19 protein-coding genes and 1 tRNA gene are annotated in these 15648 nt (G+C 41.0%); 13 read left to right on the forward strand and 7 right to left on the reverse strand.

What is annotated here, in order from left to right; genetic code table 11:
- On the forward strand, positions 1-756 hold the full coding sequence (locus tag AN213_RS16515) for a HesA/MoeB/ThiF family protein (protein WP_055199188.1): 756 nt from the start codon (positions 1-3) through the stop codon (positions 754-756).
- A gap of 64 nt (positions 757-820) precedes the next feature.
- Here the strand turns inward: AN213_RS16515 and asd are convergent, their stop codons facing one another.
- Together asd and rsgA are read right to left on the reverse strand one after the other, a co-directional pair.
- Positions 821-1687, reverse strand: a complete 867-nt coding sequence (asd, locus tag AN213_RS16520; protein ID WP_173637080.1) for an archaetidylserine decarboxylase — start codon at positions 1685-1687, stop codon at positions 821-823.
- Positions 1688-1705: 18 nt separating this feature from the next.
- The gene (rsgA, locus tag AN213_RS16525) at positions 1706-2764 is read right to left on the reverse strand and encodes a small ribosomal subunit biogenesis GTPase RsgA (protein ID WP_054561121.1); all 1059 of its coding nucleotides are present in this window, start codon (positions 2762-2764) and stop codon (positions 1706-1708) included.
- 122 nt (positions 2765-2886) lie between these two features.
- Here rsgA and orn point away from each other — a divergent pair, with 122 nt between their 5' ends.
- Both orn and AN213_RS16540 read left to right on the forward strand, forming a co-directional pair.
- Positions 2887-3432 (forward strand): oligoribonuclease, encoded by a 546-nt coding sequence (gene orn / locus AN213_RS16530; RefSeq protein WP_054554138.1) that lies wholly within the window; start codon positions 2887-2889, stop codon positions 3430-3432.
- A gap of 398 nt (positions 3433-3830) precedes the next feature.
- A tRNA-OTHER gene (locus AN213_RS16540) sits at positions 3831-3916 on the forward strand.
- Positions 3917-4021: 105 nt separating this feature from the next.
- Here AN213_RS16540 and AN213_RS16545 read toward each other — a convergent pair.
- From AN213_RS16545 to AN213_RS16555, 3 genes are all read right to left on the reverse strand, one after another.
- Complete coding sequence (locus AN213_RS16545) at positions 4022-4447, reverse strand: secondary thiamine-phosphate synthase enzyme YjbQ (RefSeq protein ID WP_054561120.1); 426 nt, start codon at positions 4445-4447, stop codon at positions 4022-4024.
- Complete coding sequence (locus AN213_RS16550) at positions 4444-4911, reverse strand: chemotaxis protein CheX (protein WP_054554140.1); 468 nt, start codon at positions 4909-4911, stop codon at positions 4444-4446. The genes AN213_RS16545 and AN213_RS16550 overlap by 4 nt, the downstream gene beginning before the upstream one ends.
- 73 nt (positions 4912-4984) lie before the next feature.
- Entirely contained in the window at positions 4985-5419 is a 435-nt protein-coding gene (locus tag AN213_RS16555; RefSeq protein WP_054554141.1) for a transcriptional repressor, read from the reverse strand.
- Between the two features lie 94 nt (positions 5420-5513).
- Between AN213_RS16555 and AN213_RS16560 the strand changes: the two genes are divergently transcribed.
- From AN213_RS16560 to AN213_RS16600, 9 genes are all read left to right on the forward strand, one after another.
- The gene (locus AN213_RS16560; protein WP_055020798.1) at positions 5514-6134 is read left to right on the forward strand and encodes a MarC family protein; all 621 of its coding nucleotides are present in this window, start codon (positions 5514-5516) and stop codon (positions 6132-6134) included.
- Between the two features lie 155 nt (positions 6135-6289).
- Positions 6290-6712 carry a hypothetical protein gene (locus AN213_RS16565; RefSeq protein WP_130166181.1) on the forward strand — a complete coding sequence of 141 codons (423 nt, stop codon included), beginning with the start codon at positions 6290-6292 and terminating at the stop codon, positions 6710-6712.
- 236 nt (positions 6713-6948) lie between these two features.
- Positions 6949-7926 (forward strand): tRNA dihydrouridine(20/20a) synthase DusA, encoded by a 978-nt coding sequence (gene dusA / locus AN213_RS16570; protein WP_082422939.1) that lies wholly within the window; start codon positions 6949-6951, stop codon positions 7924-7926.
- Between the two features lie 236 nt (positions 7927-8162).
- Positions 8163-8837: a PspA/IM30 family protein gene (locus AN213_RS16575; RefSeq protein ID WP_055199189.1), complete on the forward strand. Its 675-nt coding sequence runs from the start codon at positions 8163-8165 to the stop codon at positions 8835-8837.
- Positions 8838-8847: 10 nt separating this feature from the next.
- Positions 8848-9054, forward strand: a complete 207-nt coding sequence (locus tag AN213_RS16580) for a PspC domain-containing protein (protein WP_054554145.1) — start codon at positions 8848-8850, stop codon at positions 9052-9054.
- A 9-nt stretch (positions 9055-9063) separates the two neighbouring features.
- Positions 9064-9390, forward strand: a complete 327-nt coding sequence (locus tag AN213_RS16585; RefSeq protein ID WP_054554146.1) for a hypothetical protein — start codon at positions 9064-9066, stop codon at positions 9388-9390.
- An 80-nt stretch (positions 9391-9470) separates the two neighbouring features.
- A complete protein-coding gene (locus tag AN213_RS16590) occupies positions 9471-9977 on the forward strand; it encodes a copper chaperone PCu(A)C (protein WP_054561116.1) in 507 nt (168 codons plus the stop codon).
- An 8-nt stretch (positions 9978-9985) separates the two neighbouring features.
- Positions 9986-10972, forward strand: a complete 987-nt coding sequence (locus AN213_RS16595) for a DUF2333 family protein (RefSeq protein ID WP_054561115.1) — start codon at positions 9986-9988, stop codon at positions 10970-10972.
- Between the two features lie 4 nt (positions 10973-10976).
- On the forward strand, positions 10977-11744 hold the full coding sequence (locus AN213_RS16600; protein ID WP_054561114.1) for a TIGR04219 family outer membrane beta-barrel protein: 768 nt from the start codon (positions 10977-10979) through the stop codon (positions 11742-11744).
- Between the two features lie 33 nt (positions 11745-11777).
- Here AN213_RS16600 and AN213_RS16605 read toward each other — a convergent pair whose 3' ends face one another.
- Positions 11778-12665: a TIGR03899 family protein gene (locus AN213_RS16605; RefSeq protein ID WP_054561113.1), complete on the reverse strand. Its 888-nt coding sequence runs from the start codon at positions 12663-12665 to the stop codon at positions 11778-11780.
- On the reverse strand, positions 12634-13140 hold the full coding sequence (locus tag AN213_RS16610; protein WP_235575457.1) for an SRPBCC family protein: 507 nt from the start codon (positions 13138-13140) through the stop codon (positions 12634-12636). The genes AN213_RS16605 and AN213_RS16610 overlap by 32 nt, the downstream gene beginning before the upstream one ends.
- Before the next feature lie 259 nt (positions 13141-13399).
- Between AN213_RS16610 and AN213_RS16615 the strand changes: the two genes are divergently transcribed.
- The gene (locus AN213_RS16615) at positions 13400-15595 is read left to right on the forward strand and encodes an EAL domain-containing protein (protein WP_054561111.1); all 2196 of its coding nucleotides are present in this window, start codon (positions 13400-13402) and stop codon (positions 15593-15595) included.
- Positions 15596-15648: the final 53 nt, after the last annotated feature.

Consider the following 15648-nt stretch of genomic DNA (forward strand, 5'->3'; position numbering starts at 1 on the left):
ATGAGCGCGTTAAGCGACAAAGAGCAAATTCGTTATAGCCGCCACTTGCTATTAAAAGAGGTGGGGCATGCGGGGCAGCAAAAGTTAAAGGCTGCACATATTGTGGTTGTAGGAGCTGGTGGGCTTGGCTCACCGGCACTGTTTTATTTAGCGGCAGCAGGAATAGGAACGCTCACTTTGATTGACGACGATAAAGTTGAGCTTTCGAATCTACAGCGACAAATACTCTATAAAGTAAACCACATGGGGCAGGCAAAAACACAGGCGGCTGCCAAAATGTTAAGCAGTTTAAATAATCAAATTACGGTTAAGCCTCTATGCCAAAAGCTTGATGAAAGTAACTGTGCTGAGCTACTTGAAGGTGCTGACATCATTCTTGATTGCAGTGATAACTTTGCTACCCGCTATTTGGTTAATCGCTATTGTTTAGCTAAATCTATTCCGCTTGTTTCAGCTGCGGCTATTGCAACGCAGGGGCAGGTGATGAGTTTTGATTTTCGTGATGAACAAAGCCCTTGCTATGGCTGTATATTCCCGCAAACGGAGGAGCAAACAGCGCTTAATTGTGACAATGCTGGGGTATTGAGCCCGCTATTGGGTGTTATGGGAAGCATGCAAAGTTTATTGGCTATCAATATATTGCTTGGCCATAAAACGGGCAGCGAATTTATTCAATTTGACGGGCTAACACTAATGCAGCAGCGCTTTAATATTCAAAAAGATAGTGAATGCTCAGAGTGTAATCGTGGAGTGTAGGCGCGATTTATTGTGAATTTTAAGCAAACCACTTTTGCTCAAGTGGTTTGCTAAATTGAACTTATTAGTCGTTAATTTTCGCAAATGGTGTGCCCATGCGCGTCACTGTTTCTGGGTGTTGATCTGATAAGAACTCAGCTTGATTTGCACCCCAGGCTAAAATAACGGTCGAGCCTAACTTAAAGCGACCCATTTCTTCACCCTTCTTCAGAGTAATCGCGTTGTCACCTGTGGTTGGGTAATTCCAACTAAATACATCTTTACCTGCTGGTGGCGTGACTGTGCCTGCCCAAATAGTCTCGATGCTAGCAACAATTGTTGCACCAACAAGTACCATGGCTAGCGGGCCAATTTCAGTCTCAAAGATAGCCACAACACGCTCGTTACGAGCAAATAGGTTAGGTACATTTTGCGCTGTTAACGGATTTACCGAAAATAAATCACCCGGTACGTAGATCATTTTGCTCAGCGTACCATCAACAGGCATGTGAATACGGTGGTAATCTTTAGGCGCTAAATAAATAGTGGCAAATTTACCGCCTAAAAACGGCGCTGTGTCTTCTTCTTTGCCACCAAGGAGTGCTTGTAAGCTGTAGTCATGGCCTTTTGCTTGGATGATTTGACCGTCTACTACATCGCCTAATTGGCTAATTGCACCATCAACTGGGTGAGCAATAATGTCGCTTTCTTCAGCAAGTGGACGAATACCTTCTTTTAATGGGCGAGTGAAAAACTCATTAAAAGTTTTGTAATGAGCTGGATCTGGGTATTTAGCCTCACTCATATCAATTTTGTATTGTTTGATAAACAATTTAATTAAGGCCGTTGTTAAGCCACCCGCTTTTGCTGCTGCTAACTTGCCAACCATGTGCGAAATGAAATGTTTTGGCATGGCATATTGCATAGCAATTTTGAATTTATCTAAACTCACTTGTTATTTCCTAAATAGTTATACGCGAGGAGCGCGTGCACCAGCACGGCCGTCGGCCATAGTTTCTAAAATTCGGTGGTAACTGTCAAAACGAAGTTCTGAAATTTCACCATCATCAACAGCTTGGCGAATTATACAGCCAGGATCGTTTAAATGCTTACAATCGCGAAAACGACAGCCACCAATAAAATCACGGAACTCTTTAAAGCACCATGTAACGCGCTCAACATCTAAATGCCATAAGCCAAACTCACGAATTCCTGGTGAGTCGATTAGGTTACCACCACTTGGTAAATGGTGTAATCGCGATACGGTTGTTGTGTGTTGACCAAGGCCGCTGTTCTCAGAGACTTCTTGGGTTAGGATGTCTGCATCTGGCAGTACAGTGTTTACTAAGGTTGATTTACCCACACCACTTTGACCAACAAAAATGCTGTTTTTATCGACCAGTTTTTGTTTAAGCTCAGCAATGCCTTGACCGGTTTTATTACTGACTAATAGTACTTGATAACCAAGGTCGCGATAGATATCGAGAATTTCATCAATAAAAGCAAGGCCTTCATCGTCAATTAAATCTATTTTGTTAAGCACTAAAATAGGCTCAATCCCCATGTCTTCACAGGCAACTAAATAGCGGTCGATAATGTTTGGCGTAAACTCAGGCAGTACTGCAGAGACCATTAAAATTTGGTCGATATTGGCAGCGACGACTTTCACCCCGTCATAAAAATCAGGGCGCGTTAGTTGTGAGCGGCGCTCATGGGTTGCTTCAATAACGCCTGCTAAGTCGCCTTCGCTAACTTTTGCACGGCGAAAAATAACTTCATCACCACATACAAGGCTCGATACTGTTCTGCGTATATTACAGCGCAATACTTCGCCTGATTCGGTTTCGATATCGGCATGTTGGCCAAATCGACTGATCACAACCGCATTTTCGGCAGGGCCTAAATTGTCATTTTGCCATTGCACAGTTGCCCCTTTCTGTTGCTTTTTATCTGCATTAGAGAGGCGTTTTTGATGATTGGCCTTAATTCGACGCGATTGGCCTTTACTTAATTTCTTTTGTTTTGCCACTTTTGGCCTATAACTTGAGTAAATGTCGGGCTTTTTGAAAAAAAAGCTTTAGGTCGACTGATGATACTAATATGATATATCTAAATGCGTTGGATCTAAAGGAAAGCACCGCTAAGGTAACTATGTCTTTTCATAAATCAAATCTTATCTGGCTCGACCTGGAAATGACAGGCCTCGAACCGGCAACAGATAAAATACTCGAAATTGCCACTGTTGTCACCGACAGTGATTTAAACATCTTGGCTGAAGGCCCTGTTATTGCTATTCATCAAAGCGATGAACTGCTTGATGGCATGGACGAGTGGTGCACGACTCAGCACGGTCAATCTGGTTTAACAGCTCGTTGTAAAGCAAGCACATTCACTGAACAAGATGCTATTGATCAAACATTGGCATTTCTAAAGCAATGGGTACCTGCAGGTGCTTCACCTATGTGTGGTAATTCTATCGGCCAAGACCGCCGTTTTATGAATAAGTACATGCCTGAATTGGAAGACTACTTTCACTACCGTAACCTTGATGTGAGTACCGTTAAAGAACTTGCACGTCGTTGGAAACCTGACGTATTAGCGCAAGTGAACAAAAAAGGCTCACATCTAGCCCTCGACGATATCAAAGATTCGATCATGGAATTAAAGGTTTACCAAGAAAAATTCTTTAATTTGTAAAAAACATTTGCAAACACATCGGATTATTGTAGAATCCTGCCCCGCTTAAGACGTTAACCCCCGCGGGGTTGGTATGTCTCTAAGTAATTGAATGCGGCACTAGCTCAGTTGCCAGAACGTTTTACCGCAACCTTCAGGTTGTGCGCCAACGGACAAATTACTGACTACTTTTGAATGCGGCACTAGCTCAGTTGGTAGAGCGCAACCTTGCCAAGGTTGAGGTCCCGCTCCAATTTCTCACCAAAAGAAATTGGCTTAAGTTTCAAGGGGAAAGTAACTAACTTGAAGCTTGTAACTTAAAACTAGTAACTTATTGTGCGGCACTAGTTCAGTTGCCAGAACGTTTAACCGCAACCTTCAGGTTGTGCGCCAACGGACAAATTACTGACTACTTTAAAGCGGCACTAGCTCAGTTGGTAGAGCGCAACCTTGCCAAGGTTGAGCAAGGTTGAGGTCACGAGTTCGAGCCTCGTGTGCCGCTCCAATCTCTAAATAAACCCCAAAACACTTTCTTAAATATAAAGCCAAGTTTTGCTTACAGCTTATAGCTTACAGCTTACAGCTTACAGCTTACAGCTTATAGCTAGCTTTAGATCTGGCCTTGAACCGTCGCGATAATACGTCTAGCGCCACCATGATCTCGGTGTTCACCTAAATAGATACCTTGCCAAGTACCTAGCATTAAACGGCCTTGGTTAATTGGAATAGTGAGCTCAGCACCTAATGTACTGCTTTTTATGTGGGCTGGCATGTCGTCATCACCTTCATAATCATGGCGGTAATAACTTTGTCGTTCTGGCACAAAATGATTGAAGTGACTTTCCATATCCATTCTTACTGTAGGATCTGCATTTTCGTTAATAGTTAAGCTTGCAGAAGTGTGTTGAATGAATAGGTGTAATAAGCCGACTTTGTATTGTGCTATCTCTGGAAGTTGACGAAGTAGCTCGTCATCAATGATGTGAAAGCCTCGTGAGCGAGGCTTCAATTGAATGGTTTTTTGCTGCCAGCTCATAGTTTATCAAAGCTAACTTCAATATTGGCGTTACCATCAGCAGACGTGAATGGAATTAACACCTTGGCGCCTTCACATTTATGTGCAATTGTATGTCCCTTACCAGACACTACAACTGGCGTTGCCATATCAAACTCATAGCCTTTTTCGCCAAGTAAGTTTTTAGCGCCACCTGTCACCATGTTAGTAATTTCACCTACCATGTCGGTTACTTCTTCGTTCACCGTATCAGGGCGTTCACCTAGCATTCTTTCCATAATGGTCAGAGCTAGATTTTCATCAAAGGTGATTGAAAGTGAACCTTTCGTTTGTGGGCCAACCATACCAATCAAACCTGATACATCGCCACGGGCTAGTTCGTCTTTCTTTAAACTAGGTTTGCCCGGCTTTAATTCTGTTTGAGCCATAGTGCTCAAAACATTTAATAATGATGATAAAAAAGGGTTGATGAACTCCACATTCATTATTTATTTTCCCTTAGGTTTCGAAATGCCGTTAATCATACTTTAAGTGTAGTGGTTGTTTCAAACACCGCACTTATTCTTTGCATTTTTCGCATTTACCGTGCGCTTCAATTGTTTGTCCTGAGACAATAAATCCACTTTCTGCCGCTAAGTTATTAAGTTCATGAGAAATTACTGTTGAATGTAATTCTTTTACATAACCACAGCTGTCACAAATTAATAACTGTACAGGGTGAATGTGATCGAAATGATGGCACAACATAAATGAGTTGGTGCTTTCAATTTTATGAATAAAGCCAAGTTCCGATAAGAAATCGAGCGCTCGATAAATAGTGGCAGGTTTTGCGCCTGACTCAGTTAATTTGAGTTGTTCTAATAGGTCATAAGCACCCACACCACCTTGCGCACTAGCTAATAGGCGGAATACTTTTTCACGGATAGGTGTGAAACGTGCACCACGATTATCGCATACTTGTTTTGCTTTACTGACGAGTGATTCTATATTCATCTTCTCTTATCCTTACGCTACCGTGATATACTAACATACTGTATTGTAGTTGCAGTGTTTTTATTCGCTAACACGTTTTCAGGGAGTTTTCTTAATGAGTGAATTGCTAGCTGCATTCATTTTCTTTTTTGCCGTCATTGATCCTATCGGGACCGTGCCTGTTTTTATTGCTGTTACACGCTGGGATGACGCCAAATTTAAGCGCAAAGTTGCATTAAAAGCGGTTGGTGTTTCGGCATTAGTGCTATTATTTTTTGTTGTTGCGGGCGAGTTACTTTTAAACGCGATCAATATTCCACTTTCGGCATTTCAGATTGCCGGAGGTATCGTATTATTACTGTTTGCTCTGTCGATGATCTTCGGTGAAAGTAAACCTGAAACAGAAATCAAAAGTGTTCGAGATAGCACCGAAACCGCTATTTTTCCGTTGGCGATTCCTTCTATTGCCAGCCCCGGTGCTATGCTTGGTGCAGTACTGATGACTCGAAATACCGAATACACTTGGTATGAGCAACTTATAACCTCATCAATTATGCTTTCTGTACTAGTAATCGTATTGGTTTTATTACTGCTTGCCACGCATGTTCATAAGTTAATTGGTGATAGTGGCGCGAGCATTATCAGTCGGGTGATGGGCTTAATTTTATCGTCAGTAGCGGTTACCAATATCTTAGGCGGTATCGCTCACTACTTCGGTTTGAGTGTTGTCGGCTAGTTTTAATTTAAAGTGCATTTTCAGTGATTTAAACTTTGAATAATTGCCTTCTTTTATCTAACTTTAAAGAAGGCAATATAAAATTTAAGGAACAAAGAATGCTAATCAAAAATGTCGTCTTATCTGTTTTTCTGATTTTTAGTTTAGGTGCTTGCATGGAGCCGACCTATGATAGTGGTAAGCTAAAAGTTATCGAAGTAACAGATCATGATTTTAAAATTAATGGTGAAAGCGCAGTAACCGTAATTGTTGGTCATGCCAATGTGGCGGAATACAGCTTCTCACTTCGTAAAAGTGATTTAAAGAAAGGCACGCTCCTGCAGTCTGTGTCTGACAGTAATCCAAATGTACGTGCAGATGGTACCTTCTTTAGTGAATATTATGTGCAATCAAAAGATCATGATACGCGTGCATCAATTGAAATTGTCGAAATGGACCCCGTTGAGAAAGTAGCACGAATTGCAGTAGGCGCTAAATTAGTTAACCTCAAGAACGAGGACTACAAAGAGCTTGAAATTACGATTTTGGAACTTACGGGCCAAAACCTTGAACACCTTCTTAGTAAAGTAAAAATGTAGTCTTAGTATTTTACCTTATTCATCAAAGAAGTGAGATTGCAGTACACTTCTTCGCCTCTTTTCACCATCTGATCTTCGATTAAGCCATGCCGCGAGCTAGCTTCGGTGGTATAATGGTCACAATTTTTCATTTCGGTGCATACCTAAAGGGTATGTGTCATCGCTATATTAAGCGTTAATCGTATTAGGTAATTTAAGTTGCAAGTAAATGCATTGATCTTTAAAGGGGCCATGTTATGAGCACAACGACATTAAACCGCCGTTTTTCCGTGGCACCCATGTTAGATTGGACTGATCGTCACTGTCGAACCTTTCACCGTAAAATGACTAAGCATGCTGTGCTTTACACTGAGATGGTGACAACCGGCGCTATTTTATTTGGTAAAGGCGATTACCTACACTTTAATGAGCATGAAGGGCCAGTGGCATTGCAACTTGGTGGCTCAGATCCTGAAGCGTTGGCTAAGTGTGCAAAGTTAGCGGCGGAGCGCGGCTATCATGAAGTAAACTTAAATGTCGGCTGTCCGTCTGATCGCGTGCAAAATGGTCGTTTTGGTGCTTGTTTAATGGCTGAGCCTAAACTGGTTGCTGACTGCGTTGCTGCAATGAAGGCCGAAGTGACTATTCCTGTTACTGTTAAAACGCGCATTGGTATTGATGAGCAAGATTCGTATGAGTTTTTATGTGCTTTAATTGAAGCGAGTCATGATGTTGGTTGTGATGACTTTATTATTCATGCGCGTAAAGCTTGGTTAAATGGCTTAAGCCCAAAAGAAAATCGTGAGATACCACCTCTTGATTACCCGCGCGTTTATCAGTTGAAAAAAGATTATCCGCAATTGCATTTAAGCTTAAATGGTGGCGTGAAAACAATTGCTGATAGCGTAGCTCACCTTGAGTATGTTGATGGCATTATGATTGGTCGTGAAGCGTATAGTAATCCGTTTATTTTGTCTGAGGTCGACGAAAACATATATGGTGATGAAGCCTTTACGCTGAGTCGTCATCAGGTTGTGCGCTCGATGTATGACTATATTGAAGATGAAATGAGCAAAGGCGCTAACTTTTGGCATATTGCTCGCCATATGTTGGGAATTTTCCAAGGCCAACCTGGTGCGCGTGGTTTTAGACGCCATCTTTCAGAAAAAGGCCATGGTAAAGCGGCCGATTTATCTGTTATGGATAAAGCCTTAAGTTTTGTCCCAGAAGCCTAATCATTTACCCTATTAAAAAAGCCACATTTTGTGGCTTTTTTTGATCCTAAAATTTAGTGAAAAAGTTAATTTTTTAGTCAAATTAGTTATTTTTCATTCAGTCACTAGTCAGCCTAAATCTAAATTTAATTGACTCAACTTATTGTATATAAATGATAATTTTAATTTATTCGTTAGTTGGCACAAGAATTGGAATCTCCTAGCTGTATTAACCCAATAATCAACAGGAGAGTCACATGGGTGTATTAAATCGCGTAAATGACATTATTCAGGCAAACCTTTCTGCAGCATTAGACAAAGCTGAAGATCCTGAAAAGTTACTTAATCTACTCGTGCAAGAAATGCAGGATGCACTGACCGAATGCCGTGCAACTGCTGCGACATTTTTAACGCAAGAAAAGCAAATGAAGCGTGAAATTGCAGCGAAACAAGCGAAAGTAGCTGACTGGCAAGCGAAAGCAGAAAAAGCGTTGAGTAAAGATCGTGATGATCTTGCCAAAGCAGCATTAGTTGAAAAGCAGCGTTTAACGACAGAAATCGAAGCGCAACAAGCTGAAATGGATAAAGTGGCAGAGTCACTCGCTAAATTGACAGAAGATTGTCAGCGTTTACAAAACAAGCTTGCAGATGCAAAAGCCAAACAGCTGACTTACATGCAAAAAGAACGCGTTGTTACAGCACGCTTAAAAGTAAAAGAGCAGCTGCATAGCAGTAAAGTTGAAGATGCATTAGCGCGTTTTGACTATTTAGAGCAACGCGTTGAAAACATTGAGTCGCAAGTTGAAGCGTATGAACTTACACAAAGTGATGCTGCAAATTCAACAGCAGCACAATTCGCTGCCCTTGAGAAATATGAAGCAATCGATAAAGAGCTTGCTGACTTGAAAGCAACGATGAAGCAGTCGGCTTAGGAGGTTAATAATGAATACTTATCACACATCGACACGTTGGTACCGTGATCTGAGTAATAAAAAGATCTCGGGTGTGTGTAGCGGACTCGCTGCGCGCTTGGGCTTCCCTGTATGGTCAACACGTTTGGTCATGATCATATTACTTATTCAAATGCCGCTGTTAATAGGCGTGGGTTATTTAGTGGCTCATTGCACTTTACCAGTGAAAGGTTACTAGGAGTAGGACATGAAAACGTTAGCTATCATCATTTTGGCAATGTTATTACTATGCACTGATGCGGTTTCATTTGTATCGTTTGACTCATGGCAATTACCTTTATCAATTGCTGATATGAGTTGGGCTGGGCTTGAGGTCATCGGTGCAATAGTGGCAGTCATTGCCGTCGTTGCAGGTGTTGCGCTATTCACTATTGGGCTGCTAGGCGCAGGTGTTGTTGCTTTGATTGGTGTTGTGCTTGCGTTTTTATTTGGCTCAGTAATGATTGCATGGCCACTTTTACTAATCGCAGCATTATGCTGGTTGATTGCCGATAACAAAAAATCGCCAGCTTAAGGTACTAATAAACTGCCTTAATACATAAAATATGCTAAATTTAGCGGGTAAGTTAATGTCTTAACAAGGATTAAAACATAATGAAACTGTGGCCCGCACTCTCTTTTCTTACCGCAAGTTTATTCTTTAGTACTTTTTCATCTGCCCATAGTGGCCATGACCATAGCGATGTTGCCGAGGTAACTGTAAGCAACGCGCAGGTACGTGAATTTTTACCAGCCAGTAAAGCCAGCGTGGCTTATTTAACTATTACTAACCCAAGTGAGCATGCAACGGTATTAACTAAAGCTGAGCTTGATGGTTTAGGACGTGTTGAAATTCATCAGCATACTCATGTTGATGGCATGATGAAAATGGAACAGGTTTTATCATTAAAGATTGATGGTCACAGCAGTGTTGAGTTTAAACCGGGTGGTTATCACTTAATGGTGTTTGAACCTGAAGATCAACTAAAAGCAGGGCAAGAACGAAAACTCACGCTATATTTTAATGATGGCAATCGAGTTTTTACTCAAGCCAAGGTTGTGTCTTTACAAGAAATGTCTGAGCAGGCATCAAAAAAAAGTAAAGAGCACTCACATCACTAGGAGGTATTATGTCTGAGCATAAAGGAAAAATAGCCAGTGCATTACTTATTATACTAATTATTTTTTACGCGATTGCTGTTTACTGGAGTAGTGAACCAGCTCGTATGGATGTTGTTAGCAAGGCAAAACAGGAAGCGCAAATGCGCGGTGAAAAGTTTGTCACCGGCTACACAACAACAACTACGTTGATCAATGTGGCAAGTACATTATTAAATAAGCCTGGCGGCTACTTATCTAACGATATGATGCCACCAAGTGTAATGATGGATAACATGCCGGCGTGGGAATATGGCGCGCTTGAGATGACCCGAGATTTAGTGTTGTCGATGCGTAAAGACTTCAGCCGTTCACAGTCTCAATCAACTGAGCACGAAGCTCTTAAAAAAGCACAGCCGCAATTTAATATAAGCTCGGTAGCATGGGCATGGCCTAGCGCAGAAACTGAATATCAAAAGGGTATTGATTTACTGGTTGTGTATCGCACTCAAATTGCGGATCAGAACGATCGAGATAGCCAGTTTTATGCCCGGGCCGATAACTTACGTGGCTGGTTAAAAGAAGCTGAAAAGCGCTTAGGTAGTTTAAGTCAGCGTCTAAGCGCAAGTGTTGGCCAAGATCGTTTGAACACTGATTTAGCTGGCGATACTGCAGCTCATCAAGCAACATACACCCCTTTGCAAAGCCAAGTAAAAACATCTTGGTGGCAAATTGATGATGTATTTTATGAATCGCGTGGTGCAACGTGGGCATTACTGCACTTTTTACAAGCGGTTGAATATGATTTTGCTGATGTCTTAGAAAAGAAAAATGCTCGTGTTAGTCTGCAACAAATTATTCGTGAATTAGAGGCCACGCAAGAAACTGTGTGGAGCCCAATGATCTTAAATGGCAGTGGTTTTGGTTTTGTTGCTAACCACTCACTGGTCATGGCGAATTATATTTCTCGAGCCAATGCGGCTCTAATTGAACTTAGCGAACTTTTAGCGCAAGGATAAAATGATGAAAAAGTACTGTTTAGCAGCTGCCCTTTCAATGGCCTGTTTAGCTCCAACAGCTCAAGCTGATACATTATTAGGTTTATACCTAGGTGTTGATGGCTGGCAATCAGATAACAGCGGTAGTTTTGCTCAAGACGGAAATCTACAAAGCTTTAAATTTGATGATGAAACGTTTACGAGCTACTACGCAGCACTTGAGCACCCAGTGCCGTTAGTACCAAACATTAAACTAAAATACACTGAACTTGAGTTAAATGGTGATACAACACTTGATGAAACATTTAGTTTTGGTGGTTCTGATTATGTGGTAGGCACACAAGTAGGCACAGTAAGTGATTTATCACATGTTGACTACATCCTATATTACGAAATCTTTGATAATGATTTGGTTTCAATTGATTTAGGTGTAAACGCTAAACAATTTGACGGTGAAATTACGGTAACGGGTACATCGCAAGATGGTGGCCAAAACACGACTGAGCGCGTTGATTTTTCTGGTTTCGTACCTTTAGTGTATGGTCGTGCTGAAGTTGGTTTGCCGTTAACAGGTTTAAGCGTATTCTTTGAAGGTAGCTTACTGGCTATCGACGATAGCAAAATTCAAGACTACCAAGCGGGTGTTGCATACGCTTTACTTGATAACTTAGCAATTGATATGGACATTAAAGCGGGTTACCGCTCAATGACTTTAGAGCTTGATGATATTGATGATATCTACACAGATTTAGATGCATCAGGCCCATTTGCGGGTATTCAAATCCACTTCTAATCGAGTTTTTCGGTTTATATTTAGCTGGCAGCTTTATTTTAAAGTTTGCCAGCTAACTTCAAATTCATCTTCTAATGATGTTGAAAGTATCTGCTTATAAGCCTTATTTATTGGCGATGCGATTAGCTTTCTTAACTCGTCGCCTGTTTGTGTAAATTTATAATAACTGAGTACTAAGTCATTACTTTTTGCTTTTAAAACCAAGCGTTGATTCATAAAGCTCAGTACTAGTTCTTGGCCTGCTTTTAAAACCGCTGATTCGATTTCTTTTCGATACAGTAAGTTAATATCCATCAGAGTAAGAATATCAGGAAAGCTAACAGGGGTTTTCCCTAAATTAAATGACACCTTGTTACCTTTTCTAAGTAAATCAAACAGCGAAGGCTTCTTGTAAAAGCCGAGTAAAATTAAGTGGCTGTTATCTTTTTCATTGAAGCCACACAGTGATGTACAGCGCTGAAGGGCATCTGCTTCGCGCTGAGTCATGTGTTTAAGTGTTTGTAAGCTTTTAATCGAAAAGGTGCCCGGTGACACGGTTTCACCTGCGAGTATTTTTGCCCACAGTTTTTGCATTGAAGAATTAGCTGTGTCTTCACATAAACTAATAAAGCGCTCTATCCAATCAAAATCTGGCTGTTGTTGGCCTGTGACATCGGGGCAAAACGCCATAGCCATAGCCATAATAGTTTCGATATTTTCTTGGCGTTTAATGAATTGAATTTCTTGGCGAGTTTGAGCGCGCTCTAAAAGGCTTGCTTGCGCTTTAATTTGATAAGCTAACTGCTGTTGACCTTGTGCTGAATAGCTGTCATCACCAGCATGGTTGATCCTAGCCGATGATGCCTTATGAATAGGGTAGCCAAGCTGGTTTTCTATGATATTAGCAAGATTAACTCTCGCCTGAGCTGCTTTCACTGTCATCGGTCACACTGTCCTTGCCTGTTGTTGCTAACTGCGCATGAGTTTTGATGTTATTAAGCGCCAGTTTTACTGTGTTATTGAGAATATATTGGCTTAGTAAAGCAAGGTAGCCACCAATAATAGGGGTGTTGACCTCACCTTTTAATGAACACTCAATGTTAACGTTATCGCCTTCAGGTAAATAGCGAATTGTGCCTTGGGCAATGTGTTCTTTATTAAATAAGATATTAAATGAAAGCTGGCTGTTGTCGAGTTGGGTGATGGTCATTTCACCTTCGCCAAAGCGACTTTGCCAAAATTGATGTGCACCTACACCTTGGCTAGGTTCTGCAATGGTAAATTTAATACTCGGGTCGACAGCCTGCCATGGTTGCCATTTAGGCCATTGATTAAAGTCGCCTATAAGGCTTGCAATCTCAGCACTACTCGCATTCACTTTAATTGATTTGTGAACAGTATATTGCGGTGAAAGCATGAGCCCAATCACAAGTGAGATCAGAATGCTGATAAAAATCGCTTTTAGGGTAAAAATGAGTATTTTAATAATCTCACCTCAGGCAATTGTTTTATAACTTTCATAACATTATACGTAACATAGACTATAATCTGTTTGATACTATATAAGCTATCACTAATGTATCATAGTTAAATAAGTGATAGAATTTTGAGCATCGCTGTAAAATGGAGTGGCGCCATAGTTACAGTATTACGGGGATCACTCTAAGGAATTATTAATGGCATCAGAGAGTAACGACTTTTTGTTTAGTGACCAAGATGACGAACAGTTAGTGGATGAAACTGTCTCTGATTTTTGGGACGTATTAATTGTCGATGATGATCCAGAAATACATTCAGTTACTAAGCTTGCCCTCTCAGGCGTAGAGTTTTGGGATAAAGGGCTGCGATTCCATCATGCCTACTCAGGTGCAGAAGCGCTCGAATTACTTAAAAATGACCATACGATTTCGGTAATACTCCTTGATGTGGTTATGGAGTCAGATGATGCTGGCTTGCAAGTTGTAAAGCAGGTTAGAGAGTGCCTCAATAATCACAATGTGCGCATTATTTTACGCACCGGACAACCAGGCTATGCACCTGAAGAAAAAGTGATCCGCGAATACGATATTAACGACTACAAAACAAAAACAGAACTAACACGTAGTAAACTTATCACCGCCCTTGTAACGGCTATTCGATCTTATGAGCAAGTATGTCAGCTCGAATTTCAAAGCCGCGCGTTAAATAATATTTTGTATGCATCTAAGGCTATTCTTGGTTTTACTGATATCAAAGCCTTTTCAATGGCAGTGATTAAGCAGCTCTCAATTATTTTAGATTGCGAACCGCAAGGTTTACTGTGTGGCTCTATCGAAGATGATAACCAGGTTTATGTTTTAGGTGGTTGTGCTGAATATAATGAGTTTATTGGCCAGGGTATTGAGCAGCTTGATGATGGCCGTATTATCATGCAAGTTAATAACTGCCTAGCCCAAGGTGAGCATCAGCACACCGATGTAGACAGTACGTATTTATTAAAAAGCAAAAACCGCCAAGCAGCTATTTACTTAGAAACCGAGCACACACCAAGTCCTTCACAACTACAATTTGCAGAGATATTTTTAACCAATGTCAGTGTTGGTCTTGATAATGTTAGGTTGTTCAACCGTTTACGTGATGCAGCTTATAAAGATGTTTTAACTGGCTTATCGAATCGTAATGATTTCATGAATAAAGTGGAGCGTTACTACCAGCCGGGTAAAAGTGACTATGTCTTTTTATTAATTGATGTTGCGCAATTCTCAGATATTAATAATGGCTTAGGCCAAGAGATTGGTAACTTATTACTAAATGCCATTGTTGATAGGCTACATCAAGAATACCCAAATGCAAAGCTGCTATCGCGCATTGGTGCAGATGTGTTTGGCTTACTGTTACCCGTTGGTGAATGTGATGTTGAGCTACTACGCGAGCATTTAAGTTTGCCGTTTAATGCCGGTGAACACATTTTACCAATCAACTTTAATATTGGCCTATGTTATCAAGGTGATTTCTTACAAGCAGGGATCGAGACCTTAAAGCTGGGCTACATTGCGCTTAACCAAGCTAAAAAACAATCTTCTGAAATGGTGGTGACGTATACCCCAGACATGGAAGAGAAAATGGCTTGGCGTTTAGGGATCATCAGACAGCTTCGTCAAGATTTTGAGCAGCGTAAATTAGAGGTTTGGTTTCAGCCACAACTTGATTTAAATACACTTGAAATCATTGGCTGTGAAGCGCTACTGCGTTGGCCGTCAGGTAATGGCCAGTATATTTCGCCGGCGATTTTCGTTCCAATGGCTGAAGATGCCGGTTTAATTGTTGATATAGGGCAATGGGTGCTAGAGCAAGCATGTATGCAGCAAAAGCGCCTCGAAGCAATGGGCTTTGCAATTAGCATTGCTGTGAATGTTTCAGTGCCGCAGTTTAAAGTTAAAGGCTATGCGCAGCAGGTTAAAGACACTTTAATTAAGTACGATGTAAAGCCGCAATTTATTGAACTCGAAGTGACCGAAAGCGTGGTAATGGATGAGCTAGCTAATGTGATCACCACATTAAAAGAGCTTAAAGAGTTTGGTATCGAGATTGCGATTGACGACTTTGGTACAGGGTTCTCATCGTTAAGTTACTTGCAAAAACTTCCGCTAGACAGACTTAAAATAGATCGCGCCTTTATTAAAGATTTACCAGGTCAAGATTGTCAAGCGATTGCTGCGTTAATTATTTCTCTTGGTGCAAGGTTAGGCTTAAAAACCATAGCAGAAGGGGTCGAGACACAAGCGCAAGCAGATTATTTAGCCCAGCTTGGCTGTGATGAAGTGCAAGGCTTCATGTATGCTAAGCCTATGCCAGAAAAAGAGTTAATTACCTACCTGCAAGCTAAACAATAGAAAGTTTCAACAAAAGCATATTAATTAAACAGCGCCCTCCCATGTGAAGGGCG

Origin of the sequence: Pseudoalteromonas sp. P1-8 (assembly GCF_001399985.1) — a bacterium.
GTDB lineage: Bacteria > Pseudomonadota > Gammaproteobacteria > Enterobacterales > Alteromonadaceae > Pseudoalteromonas.

Bases quoted from the DNA above. Each gene is read 5' to 3' on its own strand.
- AN213_RS16515 (WP_055199188.1), top strand. From the start codon at position 1: ATGAGCGCGTTAAGCGACAAAGAGCAAATTCGTTATAGCCGCCACTTG.
- orn (WP_054554138.1), top strand. From the start codon at position 2,887: ATGTCTTTTCATAAATCAAATCTTATCTGGCTCGACCTGGAAATGACA.
- AN213_RS16545 (WP_054561120.1), bottom strand. From the start codon at position 4,447: ATGAGCTGGCAGCAAAAAACCATTCAATTGAAGCCTCGCTCACGAGGC.
- AN213_RS16550 (WP_054554140.1), bottom strand. From the start codon at position 4,911: ATGAATGTGGAGTTCATCAACCCTTTTTTATCATCATTATTAAATGTT.
- AN213_RS16555 (WP_054554141.1), bottom strand. From the start codon at position 5,419: ATGAATATAGAATCACTCGTCAGTAAAGCAAAACAAGTATGCGATAAT.
- AN213_RS16560 (WP_055020798.1), top strand. From the start codon at position 5,514: ATGAGTGAATTGCTAGCTGCATTCATTTTCTTTTTTGCCGTCATTGAT.
- AN213_RS16565 (WP_130166181.1), top strand. From the start codon at position 6,290: ATGGAGCCGACCTATGATAGTGGTAAGCTAAAAGTTATCGAAGTAACA.
- dusA (WP_082422939.1), top strand. From the start codon at position 6,949: ATGAGCACAACGACATTAAACCGCCGTTTTTCCGTGGCACCCATGTTA.
- AN213_RS16575 (WP_055199189.1), top strand. From the start codon at position 8,163: ATGGGTGTATTAAATCGCGTAAATGACATTATTCAGGCAAACCTTTCT.
- AN213_RS16580 (WP_054554145.1), top strand. From the start codon at position 8,848: ATGAATACTTATCACACATCGACACGTTGGTACCGTGATCTGAGTAAT.
- AN213_RS16585 (WP_054554146.1), top strand. From the start codon at position 9,064: ATGAAAACGTTAGCTATCATCATTTTGGCAATGTTATTACTATGCACT.
- AN213_RS16590 (WP_054561116.1), top strand. From the start codon at position 9,471: ATGAAACTGTGGCCCGCACTCTCTTTTCTTACCGCAAGTTTATTCTTT.
- AN213_RS16595 (WP_054561115.1), top strand. From the start codon at position 9,986: ATGTCTGAGCATAAAGGAAAAATAGCCAGTGCATTACTTATTATACTA.
- AN213_RS16600 (WP_054561114.1), top strand. From the start codon at position 10,977: ATGAAAAAGTACTGTTTAGCAGCTGCCCTTTCAATGGCCTGTTTAGCT.
- AN213_RS16605 (WP_054561113.1), bottom strand. From the start codon at position 12,665: ATGACAGTGAAAGCAGCTCAGGCGAGAGTTAATCTTGCTAATATCATA.
- AN213_RS16610 (WP_235575457.1), bottom strand. From the start codon at position 13,140: ATGCTTTCACCGCAATATACTGTTCACAAATCAATTAAAGTGAATGCG.
- AN213_RS16615 (WP_054561111.1), top strand. From the start codon at position 13,400: ATGGCATCAGAGAGTAACGACTTTTTGTTTAGTGACCAAGATGACGAA.